General features: G+C 74.2%; 19 protein-coding genes and 1 tRNA gene. 10 read left to right on the top strand and 10 right to left on the bottom strand.

Going from position 1 to position 20566, the window contains the following annotated elements; all coding sequences use genetic code 11:
* Positions 1-116: 116 nt before the first annotated feature.
* Together ACFWNV_RS33610 and ACFWNV_RS33605 are read right to left on the bottom strand one after the other, a co-directional pair.
* Positions 117-761, bottom strand: a complete 645-nt coding sequence (locus ACFWNV_RS33610; RefSeq protein ID WP_383954396.1) for a sigma-70 family RNA polymerase sigma factor — start codon at positions 759-761, stop codon at positions 117-119.
* Positions 762-1034: 273 nt separating this feature from the next.
* Entirely contained in the window at positions 1035-1748 is a 714-nt protein-coding gene (locus tag ACFWNV_RS33605; RefSeq protein ID WP_383954394.1) for a hypothetical protein, read from the bottom strand.
* Between the two features lie 411 nt (positions 1749-2159).
* Here ACFWNV_RS33605 and ACFWNV_RS33600 point away from each other — a divergent pair, with 411 nt between their 5' ends.
* Both ACFWNV_RS33600 and ACFWNV_RS33595 read left to right on the top strand, forming a co-directional pair.
* Entirely contained in the window at positions 2160-3269 is a 1110-nt protein-coding gene (locus ACFWNV_RS33600; protein WP_383954400.1) for an MFS transporter, read from the top strand.
* 17 nt (positions 3270-3286) lie between these two features.
* Positions 3287-4381, top strand: a complete 1095-nt coding sequence (locus tag ACFWNV_RS33595) for a sugar ABC transporter permease (protein ID WP_383954392.1) — start codon at positions 3287-3289, stop codon at positions 4379-4381.
* 40 nt (positions 4382-4421) lie between these two features.
* Here ACFWNV_RS33595 and ACFWNV_RS33590 read toward each other — a convergent pair whose 3' ends face one another.
* On the bottom strand, positions 4422-5618 hold the full coding sequence (locus ACFWNV_RS33590; protein ID WP_383954390.1) for an acyl-CoA dehydrogenase family protein: 1197 nt from the start codon (positions 5616-5618) through the stop codon (positions 4422-4424).
* A 148-nt stretch (positions 5619-5766) separates the two neighbouring features.
* Between ACFWNV_RS33590 and ACFWNV_RS33585 the strand changes: the two genes are divergently transcribed.
* On the top strand, positions 5767-7593 hold the full coding sequence (locus tag ACFWNV_RS33585) for a CoA transferase (RefSeq protein ID WP_383954388.1): 1827 nt from the start codon (positions 5767-5769) through the stop codon (positions 7591-7593).
* Positions 7590-9359: a class I adenylate-forming enzyme family protein gene (locus ACFWNV_RS33580; protein WP_383954386.1), complete on the top strand. Its 1770-nt coding sequence runs from the start codon at positions 7590-7592 to the stop codon at positions 9357-9359. The genes ACFWNV_RS33585 and ACFWNV_RS33580 overlap by 4 nt, the downstream gene beginning before the upstream one ends.
* Positions 9360-9460: 101 nt before the next feature.
* Here ACFWNV_RS33580 and ACFWNV_RS33575 read toward each other — a convergent pair whose 3' ends face one another.
* Genes ACFWNV_RS33575 through ACFWNV_RS33565 form a run of 3 tightly spaced genes read right to left on the bottom strand, consistent with a single transcriptional unit; the run spans position 9461 to position 11774 of the window.
* Positions 9461-10309, bottom strand: a complete 849-nt coding sequence (locus tag ACFWNV_RS33575) for a metal ABC transporter solute-binding protein, Zn/Mn family (protein ID WP_383954384.1) — start codon at positions 10307-10309, stop codon at positions 9461-9463.
* Positions 10249-11154 (bottom strand): metal ABC transporter permease, encoded by a 906-nt coding sequence (locus ACFWNV_RS33570; protein WP_383954382.1) that lies wholly within the window; start codon positions 11152-11154, stop codon positions 10249-10251. Before ACFWNV_RS33570 ends, ACFWNV_RS33575 begins: the two co-directional genes overlap by 61 nt.
* Entirely contained in the window at positions 11151-11774 is a 624-nt protein-coding gene (locus ACFWNV_RS33565) for a metal ABC transporter ATP-binding protein (protein WP_383954380.1), read from the bottom strand. The genes ACFWNV_RS33570 and ACFWNV_RS33565 overlap by 4 nt, the downstream gene beginning before the upstream one ends.
* A 380-nt stretch (positions 11775-12154) precedes the next feature.
* Between ACFWNV_RS33565 and ACFWNV_RS33560 the strand changes: the two genes are divergently transcribed.
* The 5 genes from ACFWNV_RS33560 (at position 12155) to ACFWNV_RS33540 (ending at position 16609) form a co-directional block, all read left to right on the top strand.
* Positions 12155-12685, top strand: coding sequence for a DM13 domain-containing protein (locus ACFWNV_RS33560; protein ID WP_383954398.1), 531 nt, complete (start codon positions 12155-12157; stop codon positions 12683-12685).
* Positions 12686-12741: 56 nt separating this feature from the next.
* The gene (locus tag ACFWNV_RS33555; RefSeq protein WP_383954378.1) at positions 12742-13794 is read left to right on the top strand and encodes a PucR family transcriptional regulator; all 1053 of its coding nucleotides are present in this window, start codon (positions 12742-12744) and stop codon (positions 13792-13794) included.
* Between the two features lie 177 nt (positions 13795-13971).
* A complete protein-coding gene (locus ACFWNV_RS33550) occupies positions 13972-14481 on the top strand; it encodes a hypothetical protein (protein WP_383954377.1) in 510 nt (169 codons plus the stop codon).
* A 90-nt stretch (positions 14482-14571) separates the two neighbouring features.
* Positions 14572-16095: a flotillin family protein gene (locus tag ACFWNV_RS33545; RefSeq protein ID WP_383954375.1), complete on the top strand. Its 1524-nt coding sequence runs from the start codon at positions 14572-14574 to the stop codon at positions 16093-16095.
* Positions 16096-16189: 94 nt separating this feature from the next.
* Positions 16190-16609: an SRPBCC domain-containing protein gene (locus ACFWNV_RS33540; RefSeq protein WP_383954373.1), complete on the top strand. Its 420-nt coding sequence runs from the start codon at positions 16190-16192 to the stop codon at positions 16607-16609.
* Here the strand turns inward: ACFWNV_RS33540 and ACFWNV_RS33535 are convergent.
* The 4 genes from ACFWNV_RS33535 to ACFWNV_RS33520 form a co-directional block, all read right to left on the bottom strand.
* A complete protein-coding gene (locus ACFWNV_RS33535) occupies positions 16595-18085 on the bottom strand; it encodes a SulP family inorganic anion transporter (RefSeq protein ID WP_383954371.1) in 1491 nt (496 codons plus the stop codon). The two genes, ACFWNV_RS33540 and ACFWNV_RS33535, sit on opposite strands and share 15 nt — an antisense overlap.
* A 125-nt stretch (positions 18086-18210) precedes the next feature.
* Positions 18211-18284, bottom strand: a tRNA-Pro gene (locus ACFWNV_RS33530).
* 39 nt (positions 18285-18323) lie between these two features.
* Positions 18324-19016, bottom strand: a complete 693-nt coding sequence (locus ACFWNV_RS33525) for a Pr6Pr family membrane protein (protein WP_383954369.1) — start codon at positions 19014-19016, stop codon at positions 18324-18326.
* Between the two features lie 31 nt (positions 19017-19047).
* Entirely contained in the window at positions 19048-19986 is a 939-nt protein-coding gene (locus ACFWNV_RS33520) for a metallophosphoesterase (RefSeq protein ID WP_383954367.1), read from the bottom strand.
* Positions 19987-20065: 79 nt separating this feature from the next.
* On the opposite strand from ACFWNV_RS33520, the gene ACFWNV_RS33515 reads away from it, so the two are divergent.
* Positions 20066-20527, top strand: coding sequence for a GatB/YqeY domain-containing protein (locus tag ACFWNV_RS33515; RefSeq protein ID WP_383954365.1), 462 nt, complete (start codon positions 20066-20068; stop codon positions 20525-20527).
* The last annotated feature ends 39 nt before the right edge of the window (positions 20528-20566 follow it).

Below are 20566 nucleotides of genomic sequence, written 5' to 3'. Positions count from 1 at the left end.
GGGGGGGGTGGGGGGGCCGGGGGGCCCGGGGGGGCCGGGGGGGGGGCCCCCCCCCCCTGTTTTGGGGGGGGCGGCCGGGGTGCCGGGGGCCCCGCCCCCCGTTCGGGCGTTCCGGATCAGGCCGCGGCCGGGTCCGTGTCCTCCAGGAGGTCGATCAGGGACGAGCGGGCCCGGGCCACGCGGGAGCGGACGGTGCCTATCGGGCAGCCCAGCATGAGCGCCGCCTCCGCGTACGGGAGGCCCATGAGCTGGGTGAGGACGAAGACCTCGCGGCGCTCGGCGGGGATCGCCGCCAGGAGCTCCGCGAGTGCGACACCGTCCTCGAAGCCGGGCACGTCGCGGGGCTGGCTCTGTTCGGCCGCCGTCTGCCAGTCGTCTCTGTCGGCGATCTTGGGGCGGGCCGCCTTGTGGCGCAGGCTGTCCACCACGGTGCGCCGCGCGATGGAGAGCAGCCAGGTGCGGGCGGAGGAGCGGCCCTCGAAACGGTGGAGGCTGCCCAGGGCGCGCAGGAAGGTCTCCTGGGTCAGGTCGTCGGCGGCCTGTGGGTCGGCGCTGAGGTAGGCGACGTAGCGGCGTACGTCGCGGTGCAGGGCGCGGACGAACTGGTCCACCGCCACGGGGTCGCCGTCGCGGGCGGCCAGCGCGAGGAGGGTGACCGCCTCGTCGGGGCCGGCCGCTCGGCGGGTGGGGACGGCGGTGGGGAGGGTCGTGGGGAGGGTCGTGGGCGTGGTGCTCGGGCGGGTGAGCAGTGCAGTGGTCATCGCCTGGCGTCCTTCTGGGAATCCGGCCGGATTCGATGCCGCGGCGCGGGCGTCGCAGGGGGCGCGGGCAGCACGGTGCATGCGGTGGCAGGGGTGACCTGAGTGACCACAGCTACCGCAGGTGCCGGTGCCGCACTGCTTCGGTGCGCGGGCATCGCGAGGGCCGGGGAACGGGGGGTACGGCCTGCCGGACGGCATGACCGATGCCCGAGGCGCGGTACGGGCACGGGTACGGGTGTTCCGCCCGTGCGTGGCGCGTCGGGGAGCCGGCTGTCAGACGACAGCGATCCCGTGAGGTGGACCCCGTGAGGTGAGGGCGTCGGCGAGCAGCAGCCTGCGGGGCGTCCGGACCCGGTGGTTCCGGGTGGGGCGGACGCGGGGCCGGTGCGCGGGCGCGGGGAGCCGGAAGAGCAGGTGCAGGGGTACGAGGAACCGGGCGGCGACGGCGCGCAGGACGCGGAAGGCGCCGCGTTCGCCGTGGGCCAGCCAGAGCCCGCAGATCAGGGCGGCCAGGAGGTGGCCCGCGAGCATGCCCGTCGGGGACATGGAACCCATGGCGTGGGCGCTCGGCAGCGGGAGGGTCGAGAGAGGGGCGGCGCCGTCGGCCATGCCGTGCATTCCGTGCATGCTGCTCATGCCGTGCATCGCGTGCATGTCGTGTGGCCCGGGTGCTTCGGGCAACGCCGGGGTGGCGCAGAGCAGGTACTGGATCCAGCGGCGGCCCAGGGAGGCCAAGGCCGATGGCCCGCCCGGTTCTTGGGGCCGCGCCGCGGTGGCCTGGGCCAGCGCGAATCCGCCGTGCAGGGCCGCCTGGACGCCGACGGTGGCGGAGACGACGGCCGCTAGGCCGCGCTCCCGACCGGCGAGGATCCAGCCGGTCGCCGAGGTCCCGGCGAACGCCGCGGTCATGCCCCACCAGGGGACAGGGGTTCCCGACATGAGGATGTGCCCGAGCGACGAGAGCAGCACGCAGGTGGCCGCGAACATCGCGGCCCGTACGGCTCGGCAACATCGACCGGGTGTCATGGCGGGGCCATCGTTGCACCGGGCAGGCGGGGGCGACAGAGGGCATCAGGTTTTCTCATCGGCCGGAAATCGCGTCCTCGGCGGGTGTGGCGCACGACACAACAGGGGCCGGGAACCAGGGTGTTCAGTCGTCCGACTCCTGTCCGGGGTCCAGGGCCGAAGGCGAGGGCTGAGGGCGAGGGGCGGGGCCGAGGGTCGGGGCCGAGGGCTGAGGCCGAGGGGCGACAGCGGGAAGCGATGGGATGCGCGGTGGCTGATCGGAGTGCGGCGGAGAAGGCGCCCGGAAGGGTGGTCGAGGGGGCCGCGGGGGCCGAGGGGGCCACCGGGGCCGAGGGGGCCGCGGGTGGGCTCACCGCCCTGCTCACCGGGGCCATGGCCTTCTCGATGCTCCAGCTCTTCCTGCTCGGCGCGCTCGGGCCGCGCCTGGTGGGGGAGTTGGGGGTCTCGCCGGCGCTGCTCGGCTGGACCACCACGGTCGGGTTCGGGACGGCGGCCGTGCTGTCGCCGCTCGGCGGGAGGCTCGTGGACCGGATCGGGCCGCGCCGTTCCCTCGTACTCCTGCTGTCGGTGTCCGCTGCGGCGCTCGGGCTGATCGGGGCCGCGCCCGGCCCCGGGTTCCTGCTCGCGGCCGTGGCGTTGGGCGGACTGCCCCAGGCCCTGGCCAACCCGGCCACCAACAAGGCGATCCTCGCCGCCGTGCCGCCCGGCCGTCGGGGGCCGGTGACCGGCATGAAGCAGTCGGGCGTGCAGCTCGGAGCCTTCGCCGCCGGGCTGCCGCTCACGGCGCTGGCCGGCGGGCTCGGCTGGCGCGGGGCGGTGTGGACGGCGGCGGGCACCGCCGCGCTGGCGGCGTTGTGGGCGCTGCGCGCCCTGCCCGCGGACTCGCAGACGGCCCCGGCCGGGGCCCGGGCCTCGCTCGTCCCGCGGGGCGACATCGCCTGGCTGGCGGTGTTCTCCCTGTTCCTGGGCTGCGGGATCGCCTCCGTCAACACGTACGTGGCGCTCTTCGGTGCGCAGCGGCTCGGTATGGGTCCCACCGCGGCGGGCGCGCTGGTCGCGGTGCTCGGCGTCGCGGGCATCGCCGGGCGGGTCGGCTGGTCCAAGGCGGCCCGGCCGGGGCGGGCCGAATGGCTGCCGGGAGCCCTCGCGGCCGGGGCGGTGGGCGCGGCCGTCCTGCTGGTCGCCGCACCGGGCGCGGGTCCGCTGGTGTGGTTGGCCGCGGTGGCCGTCGGGGTGTTCGCGGTATCGGCCAACGCCGTCTCGATGGTCCTGGTGATGCAGCGCTCCGCCCCCGGCCGGGCGGGCCAGGACTCCGCCCTCGTGGCCGCCGGCTTCTTCACCGGCTTCGCCGTCGGCCCCCTCCTCTTCGGCCCCCTCGCGAACGCCGGCCGCTACGGTACGGGCTGGCTGCTGGTGGCGGCCGAGTTCGGTGTGGCCGGTGCAGTTGGGGTGACCTGGGCGATGCGGGGGCGGGGCCGTTGACGACGCGGACGGATGCGTTGACGACGCCGACGGATCCGTGGGCGGAACGGGCCCTGGCGCGGCTCCTCGCGCAGGTGGCCGTCACGGCGTCCGGCATCGGCGCGGAGCGCTTCCCGCTGTACGCGGATCCGGACACGGGGGAGTGGACGACGACAGGCCGGGGTTCCTGGGCCGGCGGCTTCTGGGCGGGCCTGCTGTGGCTGAGGGCCCGGCACACGGGAACCGCGGCCGACCGGTCCGCGGCATCGGCCTGCACCGCGCGCCTGACCGGCTGGGTGGACGCCGACACCTCCACGCGCGGGCTGATCCTCTGGTACGGAACGGCCCTGGCCGTCGGGGACGAGGGAGCACGACAGCTGCGTTCCCGCGCGGCCGGAGCCTGTCTGTCCTCGATGGACGAGGAACTCGGGCTGCTGCCCTGGGGTTCGGCCTTCGGCGGTCCGCGACTGCTGGCCCGGGTGGACGGCCTGCCGGGCACGGTCGCCCTGCTCGCCACCGTCGGCCCGGCGGCCGCGGCATCGCATCTCCAGCGCCACCTGGCCTTGTGCCTCCCCGGCTCCGGGACGGAGACCTCCGGGACGGAGGCTCGCCCCGCCCGAGACCTCGTACCGGCCTGGTCCTACGCGGCGGAGACGGGCTGGCGGGAGTGCGCGGAGCCGGCGCCGGGTTGGAGCAGGGGGCCGGCCTGGCTGTTGCTCGCGCTGGCCGACGCACTGCACCGCCCTGCCGTGGCCGCGTGCCTGCCGGGCCACCCGCGGGCACTGGCGGAACGTCTCGCCGACGCGTGGACAGGGCCGGGTACACCCCTCGTACCGCCTGCGGACGCGGCCCGCCCGGACGGCCCGCCGGACACCTCCGCCGCGGCCGTCACGGCCGTCGCCCTCCTGAAGCTGTCCCTGCTGCCCGGCCCCCGCGCCGCGGTGTACGCACACCGCGCGGCGGAGATCCTGGAGCACCTGGTCGGCCACCACCTCTCCGGGGGCCGACTGCTGAACGGCTGCTACGACGCGGACAAGGCGGTCGCGATCCGCCACGAACTGGTGTGGGGCGACTTCTTCCTGGCCCTGGGCCTGGCCGCCCTGACCGGGCGAGCAGACCTCCGCACGGTCTGAGCTCCCCCGGCCCCGAGGGGTTTCCGCGGGCCCGGCCCGCCTACCCCCCGTACGCCCGCAACACCCGCCGAGCCACCCCGGTGATGTGGAGTTCGTCCGGGCCGTCCAGGATCCGGGCCGTGCGGCCCGAGCGGTAGAGGGCGGGGAGGGGGGTGTCGGGGCCGAGGCCGGCCGCGCCGTGGATCTGGATGGCGGCGTCGGCGACCTGCTGGAGCATGCGGGCTGCGGCCACCTTGGCCAGGCCCACCTCCACGTGCGCGTCCCGGCCGGCGCTGATCCCGGCCACCGCCTCGTGGACGAGCGGCCGGGTGGTGCGCAGGGCCAGCAGCGATTCGAAGACGTGGCTCTGGACGAGCTGGTGGCTTCCGAGGGGGCCGCGGGAGCCGGTGCGGGAGTTCACGCGGGCGCACATGAGGTCGAAGGCGCGCTGTGCCTGGCCGAGCCAGCGCAGGCAGCGCAGGGTGCGGCCCAGTTGGAGCCGTTCCGCGGCGATGGCCAGGGCCTGGCCGCGTTCGCCGAGGAGGTGGTCGGCGTCCATGCGGACCCGGTCGAACTCGATCTCCCACTGGCCGGACGCGCCGAGTACGGGGAGTTCGCGCACCACCCGGAAGCCCGGCGCCGAGGTGGGGACGACGAGGAGGGAGAGTCCCGTGCGGTCTCCGGGGCGGCCGTCGGTGCGGGCCAGGACGGTGACGAGGTCGGCTTCGGCGGCGTGCGAGGTGAACCACTTGCGGCCGCTCAGGGTCCAGCTCCCGTCCGGCTGTTCCTCGGCGCGCGTGGCGGTGAGGTACGGGTCGGTGCCCGGGGTGTCCGGGTCGGTCATGGCGTAGCAGGCGCGCAGCTCGCCGGCCGTCAGCCGGCGCGGGTAGAGCGTGCGGACGCGGTCGCTGCCGTGCCGCCAGAGCATCGTCGCGTCGAGGAGGGGGGCCGATCCCAGCGCTGCCGGTCCGTGGTCGCTGGCGCCCTCGGCTTCGGCGAGGAGCGCGTAGCGCGCCAGGTCGAGGCCCTGGCCGCCCAGTTCCGCGGGGAGGGGCAGGGCCCAGAGGTCCGCCTCCTTCGCCGCGGCCTGGAGTTCGCGCAGGGCCGCCGCGGCGGCGGGGCCGCCCGCGTCGAGGACGGGTTCGAGGGGCATGACGCGGGTCCGTACGAATTCCGCTACTCGGGTCTTCAACTCCTCTGTGGTGGCGGCTGGTTCGGGTGTCGAGCCCTCCTTGTTCCGCGTCACTCGGTTCTCCATCACTTTCCTCCGGCCTGTCGGGAACCCGTGGGAACGGCAGTCCGACTGTCTTCCCGTGGAACTGGTCGGGCGGGCCCGCCCCCTGGTTCCCGCGTACGGGATCACCTGCGGCGCCGGCCGATCGCCGGGCCGGGAGAAGAGGAGAGGCATGGCGTCACCCGCCGTCACCCAGACCGCTCGGCCGCTCGACGGGCTGCGCTTCACCACCTCGGGACCGCCCGCCCTCGCCGGCCCGCTGGCCGGGCACCTGAGGCTGCTCGGAGCCGCCGCGGATACCGGGCCCGATGCGACGGGCGACCCCACGACGGCCCGCGTCACCTTGGCGGGCCTCCCCGGCCCCCAGGACAGTGCGGCCGCCACCGTCGCCTGGGCTTCGCCGGAGGCGGCCCGCAGGGGCGTCACCGACGAGGCGACCGTGCAGGCAGCGACGGGGATCATGGCCGTGCACGGCCGCCGCGACGGCCTGCCGCGGGGGCTCGCCGTCGACTACGCCGCCGCCGCGACGGCCGTCCTCACCACGCAGGGGCTGCTCGCCGCCCTGCTGGCCCGGGCCAGGGGGTGCGAGGGCGCCGCCGGGCAGCCGCACACGTACGTGGACCGGGCCGGGCTGCTGGTCGTGTCCCAGTACCTCGCCGCGAGCGGCGCCGACGAGGGCGAGGCGGCCGAACTCGCTCCCGGCGGGCCGCCCTTCACCGCGGCCGACGGCACGCTCTTCGAGCTGGAGACCCTGGATCCGGGTGCCTGGGCCGGATTCTGGCGGGCCCTGGAGGCCCCCGCCGACGCGGTACGGGCCGGGTGGCGGCCCTTCCAGTTCCGGTACGCCACCGCGTGCGCGCCCTTCCCGCAAGCCCTGCACGCCACCGCCCGGGCCCACGGCTGGCAGCGGATCCGCGATGCGGCGGCCGCCTCGGGGGCCGAGGTCTGCCGGCTGCGGACCCTGGAGGAGCGCGCCGCCGAGGACGACGGAGCCGCCCCGTGGACCCTGGCCCCGTACGGCCCCGGCGGCCGCGTCCGCACCGACAAGGCTTCCTCCGCCCTTGCCCCGGCCCCCGGCCCGCTCGCCGGTATGACCGTCCTGGAGGCCGGGCGTCGGGTCCAGGCGCCCCTCGCGGCCCATCTGCTGGGGCTGCTCGGCGCCGAGGTCGTGCGGATCGAGCCGCCGGGCGGTGACCCGCTGCGGGGCATGCCGCCCGCCTGCTCGGGGATCTCCGCCCGCTGGCTGGCCCTGAACCGGGGCAAGCACGCCGTCGAGATCGACATCAAGTCGCCCGCCGACCGGCTGCGGCTGGCCGCGCTGGCGGCCGGAGCCGATGTGTTCCTGCACAACTGGGCGCCGGGGAAGGCCGCCGAGCTGGGCCTGGACTCGGCGGACCTCGCGCAGGTGAACCCCGCGCTCGTGTACGCGTACACCGGCGGCTGGGGCACGGGCCGGATCGCCGACCCGCCGATGGGCACGGACTTCATGGTCCAGGCCCGCACCGGCGTCGGCGAGGCCGCCCGCCCCGAGGGCGAGGTGCCCGCGCCCTCCCTGATGACCCTGCTCGACGTGCTGGGCGGACTGCTCGGCGCCGAGGCCGTCCTCGCGGGGCTGCTGCTGCGCGAGCGCACCGGACGCGGGGTCCGCGTGGACTCCTCGCTGCTCGGCGCCGCCGACCTGCTCACCGCCTCGGCCCTGCTGCGCGCCCGGAGCGGGGAGCGGAGCCGCCGGCCGGCGGGATTCCGTACGCCCCTGCGCACCGCAGACGGCTGGATCGCCCCGGCCGACGCGGACGCCCGCGCCGCCGCGCCCGTCGTACGGGGGCTCGGGGACCTGACCACCGAGGACGCCCTGCGAGCCCTGCGGGACCGCGGCCTCGCCGCGACCGCCGTCACCACCGACCTTGCCGATCTGCACCACGACCCGCGCTTCTCCGGCTCGATCAGCCGGGACGCGCACGGTGCCCCCGCCGTTCCCGACCCCTGGAGCTTCGTATGACCGTCGCACTGCACGATCTGCTGCCCGTCGGCCTGCGCCGCTCGTGGGCGGTCGACGGAACCTGCCCCGACCTCGACCTCTACAGCCTCTTCCGGGCCCGCCAGATCGCCGACCTGCACCACACGGCGGTCATCGATGCCAAGGGCAAGCTCTGCTACACCGCCCTCGACCGCAAGGTGCGATGTCTGGCCACCGGCCTCGCACAGCTCGGCATACGGCCCGGCGACGTGGTCGGTGTCCAGCTCCCCAACGGGCGCAACGCGGTCATCGCGGACCTGGCCCTGGCCGCCGTCGGAGCGGTGGCCCTGCCCTTCCCCGTGGGCCGGGGCGGTCAGGAGGCCCGCTGCCTGCTGCGCCGTGCCGAGGCCGTGGCGGTGATCGCCGCCGTGGAGCACCGGGGCCACCGCCACGCCGCCGAACTGCAGGAACTGGTCCCCGAACTGCCCGCGCTGCGCCATGTCGTCGCGGTCGGCGGACCGGCGGGCACCGAGCCTGAAGGAACGATTCGCCTCGCGGAGCTGCTGCGCTCCGACCCGGCCGCCTTCGTCCCCGCCCGGCCCGACCCCGACAGCGCCGCCCGCATCCTGGTGTCCTCGGGCTCCGAGGCGGAGCCCAAGATGATCGCGTACTCCCACAACGCCCTGGCCGGCGGCCGCGGAAACTTCCTCGCCTCGCTGATGCCCGACGGGACGCCGCCGCGCTGCCTGTTCCTCGTCCCGCTCGCCTCCGCCTTCGGCTCCAGCGGCACCGCGGTCACCCTGGCCCGGCACGGCGGGACCCTGATCGTCCTCGACCACTTCACCCCGGAGGCGGCCCTCGCGGCGGTGCGCGAGCACCGGCCCACGCACGTCCTCGGCGTGCCCACGATGATCCGCATGATGCTCGACCGCCTGGAGGCGGAGGCATCCGCGGGAGAAGCGCAGCCCCTCCCCGCGCCCACCGCCCTGATCCTCGGCGGCGCCCCCCTCGACGAGACCACCGCCGAGAGCGCGAGCCGCGCCTTCGGCTGCCCGGTCGTCAACCTCTACGGCTCGGCCGACGGGGTCAACTGCCACACCGGACTGGGCGCCGCGGCCCCGGAGAGCGAGGGCACGGGCATCGCCGCCGGCCGCCCCGACCCCCGGGTCGCCGAGATCCGCATCACCGACACCGAGACGCACGAACGGCTCCCCGACGGCGCGATCGGGGAGATCATCGCCCGCGGCCCCATGACCCCCATGTGCTACGTCGCCTCCCCGGACCTGGACGCCCTGTACCGCACGCCCGAGGGCTGGGTCCGTACGGGCGACCTCGGCTTCATCGACGAGGACGGGGTCCTCCACGTCGTCGGCCGCCTCAAGGACATCGTCATCCGCGGCGGCTCCAACATCAGCCCCGCCGAGGTGGAACGCGAACTCTCCTCCCACCCCCTCGTCCGCGACGTCGTCTGCGTCGGGGTCCCGGACGAGGTGATGGGCGAACGCCTCGCCGCCTGCGTCGTCCCCCGCGGCACGCAGCCCCCCGGCCTCGACTCCCTCGGCGCACACCTCACGCTCCGCGGCCTCGACCGCCGCAAGCACCCCGAGCGCCTGCTGCTGATGGCGGAGCTCCCGCTCACCCCGGCCGGCAAACCCGACCGCGCCGCACTGCGCGCCCGCCTCGCGGACGCCTCCGCCGCCCAGGGGCCCACCCCGGTCCTCCCCGAGCCCGCCACCCCGACCCGTACAGAGCCCGCCGGGCCGAGCACAGGCGTCGTCGTCCAGGCCCCGGCCGGGGTCGGCGCGTAGCCGAGGGCGGGGCGGCCCTTGGTGGACCGCCCCGCCCTCGCGCCGTACCGGGGGCGCGCCGCGCCGTACCGGGGGGCGCGCCGCCCCCGCCGTACCGCCGCCTACCCCGCGGACCCGCCCACCTTGCCCATGGCCGCCTTCAGGGCGGCCCCCGCGTTGCGGTAGACCGGCAGCAGGTCCAGGTCGTTCCCCGGGTAGTTGACGATCTCCACCTGGTGCGCGCCGGAGTCCGGCAGCACCGTCCCGGTCGACATGTGCGCGTTGTCCAGGACCAGCGCCGGCTTCTTCGCCGACAGCTCGGCCAGCTGCGCCGGGGTCACCGCCTCGGGGCCGTAGGTGCCCACCGTGGTGGCGCCCGCCAGCTTCGCGGACCAGGCGGTGAACACCTGGCTCACCGCCGCCGGGCTCTTGCCGCCGGGCCAGGCGGCCCGGACGTCCTTCGTGACCCGCCCGTACTCGGCGTCGAAGTCCGCCGTCCACTTCGCGGCGGCGGCCTGCGTGCCGAACAGCGCGCCCAGCCGGGTGACTTCGGCCTTGACCTTGTCGGCGTCGTTGTCGAGGGCGACCTCCACCAGCTTCGCCTTCGACCCGGCGGCCTCCTTGATCTTCGCGGCGTACGGCTCGAAAGGCGCGTACAGCACGAAGTCGGCCCCGGCGACGGCGGCGAGGTCGGAAGGCTTGGGGTCGTAGTCCGGAGCGTGGTGCACGGACTGCGGCACGATCACCTTGACGTCCTGCGCACCCGCCGCCTTCGCGAAGGCGCCCTCCCAGGTGGTGGTCACGACGACGTTCACCTTCGAAGGCTTGCCGTCCCCGGTGGAGGCGGAGGCGCCGCCGCCACTGCTCCCGCCCTCGGTTCCGCAGCCGGCCACCAGGGCCAGTGCCGAACTCAGTGCGAGGAGGAAGGTGATGCGGGCCGAGCTGCTGCGGACGCGGGTTCGCGGCGCCATGAGCGGATTCTCCGTTCGGGTACGAGGTGCACCGCGAGGACGAGCGCCCCCGCGGTCAGGACGAGGACGGGCCCGGGGGGCCAGTCCAGCCGGAGGGCGATGAGGAAACCGGTCAGGTTCACGAAGACGCCGATGCCCACCGCCCACCCGGTGATCGATTTCAGCGAGGTGCCCAGCCGTCGCGCGGCCAGGGCGGGCAACAGGGTCAGCGCGTCGACCAGCAGGGCGCCGGTGAGCTTGATGGCCCCGGCGACCGCGACCGCGACGAGCACCAGCAGGACCGTGGTCAGCGCCCGCACCGGCACGCCCGAGCACTGCGCGAGCTCACGGTCGTACAGCAGCAGGGCCACCTCGCGCCGCCGCCACCAGAACAGGCCCGGTACGAGGACGGCCAGTACGCCGAGCACCACGAGATCGGCGGTGCCGACGGACAGGATCGAGCCCCACAGCAGCGCGAACGCCCCCGAGGCGTTCACCCCGGAGACCGCGAGGAGCAGCAGCGCGGCGGCGATCGCCAGGCTCATCAGCAGCCCCATCGCCCCGGACAGCCCGTCCGGGGTCCGGGCCAGCGGCGCGACCCCGGCTCCGGCCAGCGCGCAGGCCACCAGCGCGCACAGCATGGGATCCAGTCCGGTGAGCAGCCCGACGGCGATGCCCAGCAGCGCGACGTGCATCATCGCGAAGCGCACCGGCATGATGTCCAGCCCGACGATGACCACACCGATCACGGGCAGCCCGACGGCGGCGAGCAGCAGGGCGAAGCCCGCCCGCTGCACGGGGGCCAGTTGCAGCAGGGTGCCCAGGTCCGCGCTCGCGAGGGAGGCGGCCGCGAGGGTGGCGCTCACCGAACCTCCCGCAGGCGTCCGGCCGCCATCTCCAGGACCCGGTCGCAGCGTTCCGCGAGCGCCCGGTCGTGCGTGACGACGACGAGCGTCACGGGCAGCGCGGCCAGGACGTCGGCGGCCTCGTCCTGCCCGGCGAAGTCCAGGGCGGCGGTCGGCTCGTCGGCGAGCAGTACGCCGGCCCCCGCGGCCACGCAGCCGATCGCCCGGGCCAGGTACATCCGCTGCAACTGCCCGCCGGACAGGGTGTGCAGCGGCCTCGCGGTCAGCGGCCCCACCCCCAGCCGGTCGGCGGCCCCGGCGGCCGCGCGCGGGTCGCCACTGCTGGCGAGGAGTTCGCCGCCCAGGAGCGGGAAGCGTCCGGCGGCGGGCTTCTGCGGGATCCACGCGCACGCCCGCCGCCGCCAGGCCGGGTCGCCCGTCCGGCCGCCGACCAGGATCTTCCCGCTGACCTGCGGATGCAGTCCGAGGACGGCGCGCAGCAGGGTGGTCTTGCCCGATCCGTTGGTGCCGGTGAGTGCGACCCGCTCGCCGGCGGCGATCTCCAGATCGACGCCGGCCACGGCCTCGACCCGCCCGTGCCGGCAGCCCACCCCCTCCATCCGCACGTCCAGCCCGCCCATTCCGCACCCTCCGCTGTCACCGGCCGTCCCTCCGCGTGGAGTTGGTCGGCCGGAAGGGGCCCGCAGTTCCGGCGATCCGGGATTTCCGGCCGGGCGGGGGACGACGAACCGCGAGCCCGGCGCCCGCGGACCCGCCCCCGGCCGGATGCCGTAAGCCTTTCGTCATCGGGCCGGACCTGGTCCCGCCCCGCGTCCGCGCGTTGAATACCCGGGAAGGCCGTCCTGTCGTACGGCACGACGGCCGGACGGCACGACGGCCGGACGGCCGGACGCGAGGAAGGGTCAGACGAGTGACGCAGAACCCGGCGCGAGACGAGCCGCGGAACCAGCCGCGAGACGAGCCGCAGCACCCGGCGAAGAAGCAGAGGGCGCGCAGGCTCCTGCCGGTTCTCGCCCTCCCGGCGGCCCTCCTGCTGGGCCTCGGCCTGTACTGGTTCCAGCCGTGGAAGCTCTGGCAGGACGCGTCGGTCCACGAGTCCCTCCCGGCGGCGGCCCCCGCCGCGGCCACCTCCGACCCCGGGCCCGCGCCGACCCCCCCGCCCGCCGCCCCGGCGGCCCCGCGCACCCTCGCCCAGGGCTCGCTGATCAGCCACGAGCACACCACCACGGGCACGGCGAAGCTCATCCGGCTCCCGGACGGCTCCCACACCCTGCGCCTGGAGGGCCTCGACACCAGCAACGGCCCGGACCTGCGGGTCTGGCTGACGGACGCCCCCGTGAAGGAGGGCACGGACGGCTGGCGGGTCTTCGACGACGGCAAGTACGTCAGCCTGGGCAGGCTCAAGGGCAACAAGGGCGACCAGAACTACCCGCTCCCCGCCGACGTGAACCCGTCCGACTACGGCAGCATCACCATCTGGTGCGACCGCTTCGACGTCTCCTTCGGCGCGGCGGCCCTCACGACCGTGTGACCCTTGACCCCGTACCAAGGGCGCGCCGCGGGCGCGGGCAGGATCGGGGGCAGGGCGTGGCAGGACCGCAAGCACCGGAGGACCACCTCCCGGGATACGCCGACCTGCTGCTGGACGCCTGTGCCACGGGACGCCGTCTGACCCGCGCCGAGCTGGAGTCGCGCCGTGCGGAGGGGGAGCGGGCGGCGGAGGCCGGGCAGCCGCTCCGCCGGCTGATACGCCACCACCTGGCAGCGGCGCAGCTCGTACGGCCCCTCCCCGCATCCGCCCTGCTCCTGGCGGCCGTCGAGCAGGCGGTGGACGCCTTCGTCGAGGGGTACGAGCGGGCCCAGCAGCAGGCCGTCCGTCAGGAGGAGGCGGCCCGCCGGGAGTTCATCGACGACCTCCTCTACGGCGGCAGCGACCTGGGCCGGCTCGCGGAACGTGCCGAACGCTTCGGGCTGCGCCTCTCGCAGTCGCACGGAGTCGCCGTGGCCACCGGCCCCGAACCGTACGGCGACGGCTACCCGGTGGCGCGCGGGATCGAGTCGGCGGTCCTGGCCCGGTTCCCCGGCCGGCAGGTCCTGCTGAGCACGAAGGACGGCCGGCTGGTCTGCGTGGCCCCCGGGGACCAGCCCGAGGTCCTGCAGTACTTCGCGAAGCGGGCGCACGCGGCCACCGACGGCGGCCGGGTCGGGATCGGCCGCTCGCACCCCGGCCCGGGCGGGGTCGTCCACTCGTACGAGGAGGCCCTCAACGCCCTCGACCTGGCCCGGCGGATGGACCTGGACGGCCCGGTGCTCCACGCCGTCGACCTCCTCGTCTTCCCGGTCCTGACCCGGGACCGGCAGGCCATGGCCGATCTGGTCGAGAGCACCCTCGGCCCCCTGCGCGCCTCCCGCGGCGGCGCGCAGCCGCTCCTCGACACGCTCACCGCGTACTTCGACAGCGGCTGCGTCTCCACGGAGGCCGCCCGGCGGCTCTCGCTCAGCGTGCGCGCGCTGACGTACCGGCTGGAGCGCATCCACACCCTCACCCGCGCCGACCCCGCAGACCCGCTGAACCGCTACACGCTCCAGACCGCGGTGATCGGCGCCCGCCTGCTGGGCTGGCCGGACGGGGACGCATGACCCGGGCCGCACGGTGAAGTCGTGCGCTGACGCGGTGCGCTGCTGAAGCCGTGCGCTAAAGAGCCGTGCGTCAAAGAGGCGTAAAGATTGCCGACGGCAGGCAATGTGCGAGGCACGCCTCCGGTGACACGATGCCGGTGTCCGGCACGAACGTCACACGGGCGGGGAGGTGCTTTCGTGGGCTTGTTTCTTGGTCTCGGCATTGCGGGGATCGTGCTGCTGGCCCTCTCCCTGGTCCTCGACGGCGTGCTGGAAGGCCTCTTCGACGGTGCGCTCGGCGCACTGTTCGACGGCTGGCTGTCGCTTCCGGTGCTCGCGGGCTTCGTCTCGATGCTCGGGTTCACGGGCGCGATCGTGCTCGGGACCACCGGGTCCGGGCCGGGCCCGGCGACCGCCGCGGGCGCCCTCGCGGGAGCCGGCGCGGGCTGGGCGACGTACCGCCTGAGCCGCGCCATGATGCGGGACCGCAGCGGGGGCGCCCCGCACCACGACTCCCTCGTCGGCTCGACCGGGACCGTGGTCACCGCGATCCCGCTCTCCGGCTACGGCGAGGTGCTCCTGCGCCTGGCCGGCCAGCCCGTGAAGTACGCGGCGACCGCCGAGGGCCCGCTGGCCCGCGGCGCGGAGGTGTGGGTGACGGCGGCCCCGTCGTCCACCTCCGTCAGCGTCCGCGCCGTCGAGCACTGAGACCCGGGGCCCACCCGCTCAGCCCACCACCACCGTCATCACCACCACCATCACCGATCTGCTCCCACGGGGAGGCAGGGGGGATCCGCCATGAGTCCAGTCGTCACCGCGGTCGTCGGAGTCGTCGTGCTCCTCGTCCTGCTCGCCCTGGTCGTCGTCACGCGCTACAAGGTCGCCGGACCCAGCGAGGCGTTCATCATCACCGGCCGGCGCGGCAAGCGGTCCACCGACCCGGAGACCGGCCGGATCTCCACCGACACCACCGGCCAGAAGGTCGTGGTCGGCGGCGGGGTCTTCGTCGTCCCCTTCGTGCAGCAGCGCTACACCCTCGACCTTTCCAGCCGGCACATCCCCATCGCCGTACGCGGTGCGGTCACCCTGCGCGGCATCAAGGCGAACCTCGAAGGCGTCGCGATCGTCAAGGTCGGCGGCAACGAGGACGCCATCCGGGCCGCCGCCCAGCGGTTCCTCCAGCAGCAGGACGGCATCGTCGGCTTCACCCAGGAGGTCCTCTCCGGCGCCCTGCGCGCCATCGTGGGCCGCATGTCGGTGGAGGACATCATCCGTGACCGCGCCGCCTTCGCCGGGCAGGTCGCCGAGGAGGCGGAGGCCAGCCTGTCCGGGCAGGGCCTGGTCCTGGACGCCTTCCAGATCCAGGACATCACCACCGAGGGCTCCTACCTCGAAGACCTCGGCCGTCCCGAAGCCGCCCGCGCCAAGCAGGAGGCCGACATAGCCGAGGCCAACTCCCGCCGGGCGGCCGAGCAGGCCCGGCTGAAGGCCGAGGAGGAGATCGCGGTCGCCGAGCGCACCCTCTACCTGCGCCAGGCGGAGATCAAGGCCGAAACCGACGCGGCGGCCGCCCAGGCCAACGCCGCCGGTCCGCTGGCCGAGGCCGACCGCCAGCAGCAGATCCTCGGCGAGCAGGAGAAGGTGGCCGAGCGCCAGGCCGCCCTGACCGACCGCCAGCTCGACACCCAGGTCCGCAAGCCCGCCGACGCCCGCCGCTACGAGGCCGAGCAGGAGGCGGAGGCCAAGCGGGTGGCCCGCGTCAAGCAGGCCGAGGCCGAGCGCCTCGCGGCCATCGCCGCCGCCCAGGGCGAGGCGGAGCGCGCCCGCCTCACCGGTGAGGGCGAGAAGCAGCGCCGCTCCGCGCTGGCCGAGGCCGAGGCCATCGAGGGCGCCAAGCGCGGCGAGGCCGAGCGGGCCCGCCGTGCCGCGATCGCGGAAGCCGTGCGCCTGGAGGGTGACGCGGAGGCCGCGGCCATCCTGGCCAGGGGCTCCGCCGAGGCGGAGGCGATGCAGAAGAAGGCGGAGGCCTTCGAGACGTACGGCGACGCGGCGATGATCCAGATGATGGTCGAGGTGCTGCCGCAGGTCGTCGCCAAGGCCGCCGAGCCCCTCGCCGCCATCGACAAGATGACCGTCATCTCCACCGACGGCGCGAGCAAGCTCTCCCGTACGGTCACCGACAACGTCGCCCAGGGCATGGAGCTCCTGAGCTCCACCACCGGCGTCGACCTGGCCCAGCTCCTGAAGGGCCTCGCCGCCCCGAAGGCCGCCACCGCGCCGCAGACGCCCGCCCTCAACGGGAAGATCGAAATCACCGGCTGACCCCTGGTGACAGCGCCGTGGGCCCGCTGCCGAGCAGGGGGCCCACGGACGTGTCACGGGCCGCCGCCGCTTCCCCGCGGGGAGAATGCCCCTCATGACGACCCCCGCGACCCCGATGGACACCGTCACGCTGGAGCGCCGCATCAGGGCCAGCCCCGAAACCGTCTTCGCCTTCTTCACCGACCGGGAGAAGTGGCTGTCCTGGATGGACGCCGACGATGCGTTCCCCCTCCTGACGCTCCCCTTCCTGACGGCTCCCTTCCTGACGGTCGCCCCGCCCGAGCGGCTCGTCTTCACCTGGGACCGGGAGGGCGGCACGCCCGCAGAGGTGATTCCGACCCGGGTGGAGATCACCCTCGAACCCACACCCGCGGGCACCGTGCTCCACCTGATCCACAGCGGCCTGCCCACCGCGGAGGCGTGCGAGGCACACGCGGAGCTCTGGCAGCGCTACGTCGACCGCCTCGCGCTGCACGCCGAAGACGGCGACCCCGGCCCGTCAGTTACCGGCTGACAGCTCGCCGCTGAGGGTTCCGTGCAGGCGGGCGCTCTGCTCGTTCAGTCCGGTGATCTCGACGCTCTTGCCGCGCCCGCGGTACTTCTCCTCGACGGCGTCGAGCGCGGCGACGGAGGACGCGTCCCAGATGTGCGCCCCGGAGAGGTCGATGACGACCTTGTCGGGGTCGCCCGCGTAGTCGAACCGCCCCACCAGGTCGTTGGACGAGGCGAAGAACAGCTCACCGGTGACCGAGTACACCACCATGCCCCCCTCGGGGTCGGTCACGGAGGTGACGTTCGCCAGGTGCGCGACCCGCTTGGCGAAGACGACCATCGCGGTGACCGACCCGGCGACGACACCCACGGCGAGGTTGTGGCTGACGACCACGCACACCACGGTCACCACCATGACGGTGATCTCCCCGGCAGGCATCCGCTTCAGCGTCCTCGGGGCGATGGAGTGCCAGTCGAAGGTGGCGAAGCAGACCATCACCATGACCGCGACGAGCGCCGCCATCGGAATCTCGGAGACCACCGGCCCGAAGACGATGCACAGCACCATCAGGAACACCCCGGCGAGGAAGGTCGACAGCCGCGTCCGGGCCCCCGACACCTTCACGTTGATCATCGTCTGCCCGATCATGGCGCAGCCGCCCATGCCCCCGAAGAACCCGGTCACGATGTTCGCGACGCCCTGCCCCACGGACTCGCGCGTCTTGCTCGACCGCGTGTCGGTGATCTCGTCCACCAGCTTCGCCGTCATCAGCGACTCCATCAGCCCGACCACCGCCATGGCCAGGGCGTACGGGGCGACGAGCATCAGCGTGTCCAGGGTGAACGGCACGTCCGGCAGGCCGGGAACCGGCAGCGAGGACGGCAGCGCCCCCCTGTCCCCGACGGTCGGCACCGCGATCCCCGCGGCCACGGTGACGGCCGTGAGGATGACGATGGACACGAGCGGAGCCGGCACCACCTTCGTGAGCTTCGGGAAGAACACCATCAGCCCGAGCCCGCCGGCGAGCAGCGGGTAGACCGCCCACGGCACGTTCCGCATCTCGGGCACCTGGGCCATGAACACCAGAATGGCGAGGGAGTTGACGAACCCGACCATCACCGAACGCGGCACGAACCGGATCAGCTTCGCCACCCCGAGCGCCCCGAGCACGATCTGGAAGACCCCGCCGAGGATCACCGCGGCCACCAGGTACCCCAGCCCGTGCTCACGGTTCAGCGGCGCGATCACCAGCGCCACGGCCCCGGTGGCGGCGGAGATCATCGCCGGCCGCCCACCGACGCACGCGATGACGACGGCCATCGTGAAGGAGGAGAACAGCCCGATCGCCGGATCCACCCCGGCGATGACCGAGAACGAGATCGCCTCGGGAACCAACGCCAGCGCGACGACCAGCCCACCCAACACCTCGGTCCGCAGCACCTTGGGCGACATCCACACGGGCCGCGCGAACAGGGAAGCAGGAAAGGAGGAAGACATGCACGGACCTCGGGCTCGACAACAACACCCGAACCGACCGACGGGTGCAAGGAGAACGATCTCCACAAACGCAGAAAGGGCCTGACCCGCGAAGCGGATCAAGCCCTTGACCTGGTCTTACGAAGTCGGGGTGGCGGGATTTGAACCCACGACCTCTTCGTCCCGAACGAAGCGCGCTGCCAAGCTGCGCTACACCCCGATGTCCACCCTTGCAGCGCTGCTGCCCTGGCGACATCGATTACTTTAGCGGACCCTCGGCCGGAGACGAAATCCGGTTTTCACGCGGCGGGCGGTGGCGGTCCGCCGTGACCAGGGCCAGGCCGATGGCGTAGAAGACGAGGCCCAGGACCGCGGCGTTCAGCGCGACCCTGGCGTAGCCGTACTGGGCGGCGTCGATGAAGGGGTACGTGTACCGGGTCGGGACGTCGGGGGAGAGCAGGGCGCCGCGGATCAGCGCGAAGACCACGTAGAGGAGGGGGTACGCCAGCCACTGGGCGGCGTAGCGCGGGCGCAGGGTGCGGGGGGCGGTCAGGAGGAGGAAGTCCAGGACGGCGCCGATGGGGGTGACCGTGTGGAGGAGCTGGTTGGAGACGGCCTTGGCGCCGGACAGCTTGTCCAGGTCCTCGACCACGTTGAAGGGGCTCGACGGGTTGGCCAGGACCAGGTGGAAGACCAGTCCGGTGATCAGGATGAAGAGGAGCACCCCGCCCCGCCAGAAGGGGGCCACGTCCGGCTCGCGCCGCTGGAGGCGGTGGGCGGAGAGTGCGAAGGTGATCGCGACCAGGATGTTCGTCCAGATCGTGAAGAAGCTCAGGACGACGGGCACGCTGCCGTACGCGCAGTCGATGACCAGGCCCGTGACGGCCGCGGCCGCGATCAGCGCACGGAAGGCGACGGTCGGGAGGCGGCGGGCGCCGGGTGTGATCATCATCCTGTCAACGTACCCGCGCGCCCGCCCGTCGCTAGGCCTTCGGAGTCAGTGTCAGCAGTGTCGCCTCGGGCGGGCACGCGAAGCGCACCGGGGTGTAGCGGTTGGTGCCGCAGCCCGCCGATACGTGGAGGTACGCGCGCTGTCCCTCCGCCTCGTGCGTGGAGAGGCCCTTCACCCGCTTGGTGTCCAGGTCGCAGTTGGTGACGAGCGCCCCGTAGAAGGGGATGCACAGCTGCCCGCCGTGCGTGTGGCCGGCCAGGATCAGCGGGTACCGGTCGGCGGTGAAGGCTTCGAGGACGCGCAGGTACGGGGCGTGCACGACCGCCATCGAGAAGTCCGCGTCCGCCTCCGGCCCGCCCGCGACCTTCGCGTACCGGTCGCGCTTGATGTGCGGGTCGTCCAGGCCGGTGAAGGCCAGCTCGAGCCCGTCGAGCTTGAGCCGGGCCCGGGTGTTGGTGAGGTTGAGCCAGCCGGCCGCGTCGAAGGCGTCCCGCATGCCCTCCCACGGGTTGTGGACGGCTCCGACGACCGGTGCGTTGCCGTTCAGCCCGTGCCGGCCCTGCGTCTTCTCCAGCAGGTAGCGGCCGGGATTGCGCAGCCGGGGGCCGTAGTAGTCGTTCGAGCCGAAGACGTACACGCCGGGGAAGTCCATCAACGGGCCGAGCGCGTCGAGCACTTCCGGCACGCCCTCCGTGTCGGAGAGGTTGTCGCCCGTGTTCACCACGAAGTCGGGGCGCAGCCCGGCGAGCGACTGCAGCCAGGCGCGCTTCTTGCGCTGCCCGCCGACCATGTGGATGTCCGAGACCTGCAGGACGCGCAACGGGCGCATTCCCTGGGGGAGCACGGGGACCGTGACCCGGCGCAGGCGGAAGGACCGGGCTTCGAAACCGGCGGCATAGGCCAGACCGGCGGCCCCGGCCGCGGCGATCCCGGCGGTGACCTTCAGGGGTACTCCGTAACGCGCACGCATGCCCTCATGTTCGCAGACCCGGCAAGCGCGCCGGGAAACCGGCGGGCGCCGGAGCCCCCGTACCTGGCAGACTCGGGGCATGACCACGCTCAAGGCCAAGCTCCAGGAAGACCTCACCTCCGCCATCCGCGCGCGCAACGAGCTCGCCTCGTCCACGCTGCGCCTGACCCTTTCCGCCATCACCAACCAGGAGGTCGCGGGCAAGGAAGCCCGGGTGCTCTCCGACGAGGAAGTCCTCAAGGTGATCGCCAAGGAGGCGAAGAAGCGCCGCGAGGCCGCGGATGCCTTCGCACAGGGTGGCCGTCCCGAGCAGGCCGCGCGGGAGACCCTCGAGGGCGAGTTCCTCGACACCTACCTGCCCAAGCAGCTCGGCGAGGCCGAGCTCGACGCGATCGTGGCGCAGGCCGTCGAGGAGGCCCGTGCGGCGGGCGCCGAGGGGCCGCGGGCCATGGGCGCCGTGATGAAGATCGTGAACCCGAAGGTCGCGGGTCTGGCGGAGGGCGGGCGCGTCGCCGCCGCCGTCAAGAAGAACCTGTCCTAGTACGGGGTTCCCCGCAGGGGAACAGGGAGGGCCCCCGCC

The organism is Streptomyces sp. NPDC058401, assembly GCF_042722885.1.
Taxonomy (GTDB): domain Bacteria; phylum Actinomycetota; class Actinomycetes; order Streptomycetales; family Streptomycetaceae; genus Streptomyces.
This window is presented reverse-complemented; position numbering and strand designations above follow the sequence as displayed.

What these genes read in the sequence shown, in the direction of transcription:
- ACFWNV_RS33585 (WP_383954388.1), top strand. Translation starts at nt 5,767, where the DNA reads ATGGCGTCACCCGCCGTCACCCAGACCGCTCGGCCGCTCGACGGGCTG.
- ACFWNV_RS33565 (WP_383954380.1), bottom strand. Translation starts at nt 11,774, where the DNA reads ATGGGCGGGCTGGACGTGCGGATGGAGGGGGTGGGCTGCCGGCACGGG.
- ACFWNV_RS33575 (WP_383954384.1), bottom strand. Translation starts at nt 10,309, where the DNA reads ATGGCGCCGCGAACCCGCGTCCGCAGCAGCTCGGCCCGCATCACCTTC.
- ACFWNV_RS33545 (WP_383954375.1), top strand. Translation starts at nt 14,572, where the DNA reads ATGAGTCCAGTCGTCACCGCGGTCGTCGGAGTCGTCGTGCTCCTCGTC.
- ACFWNV_RS33610 (WP_383954396.1), bottom strand. Translation starts at nt 761, where the DNA reads ATGACCACTGCACTGCTCACCCGCCCGAGCACCACGCCCACGACCCTC.
- ACFWNV_RS33520 (WP_383954367.1), bottom strand. Translation starts at nt 19,986, where the DNA reads ATGCGTGCGCGTTACGGAGTACCCCTGAAGGTCACCGCCGGGATCGCC.
- ACFWNV_RS33580 (WP_383954386.1), top strand. Translation starts at nt 7,590, where the DNA reads ATGACCGTCGCACTGCACGATCTGCTGCCCGTCGGCCTGCGCCGCTCG.
- ACFWNV_RS33515 (WP_383954365.1), top strand. Translation starts at nt 20,066, where the DNA reads ATGACCACGCTCAAGGCCAAGCTCCAGGAAGACCTCACCTCCGCCATC.
- ACFWNV_RS33590 (WP_383954390.1), bottom strand. Translation starts at nt 5,618, where the DNA reads ATGGAGAACCGAGTGACGCGGAACAAGGAGGGCTCGACACCCGAACCA.
- ACFWNV_RS33525 (WP_383954369.1), bottom strand. Translation starts at nt 19,016, where the DNA reads ATGATGATCACACCCGGCGCCCGCCGCCTCCCGACCGTCGCCTTCCGT.
- ACFWNV_RS33600 (WP_383954400.1), top strand. Translation starts at nt 2,160, where the DNA reads ATGGCCTTCTCGATGCTCCAGCTCTTCCTGCTCGGCGCGCTCGGGCCG.
- ACFWNV_RS33535 (WP_383954371.1), bottom strand. Translation starts at nt 18,085, where the DNA reads ATGTCTTCCTCCTTTCCTGCTTCCCTGTTCGCGCGGCCCGTGTGGATG.
- ACFWNV_RS33540 (WP_383954373.1), top strand. Translation starts at nt 16,190, where the DNA reads ATGACGACCCCCGCGACCCCGATGGACACCGTCACGCTGGAGCGCCGC.
- ACFWNV_RS33605 (WP_383954394.1), bottom strand. Translation starts at nt 1,748, where the DNA reads ATGTTCGCGGCCACCTGCGTGCTGCTCTCGTCGCTCGGGCACATCCTC.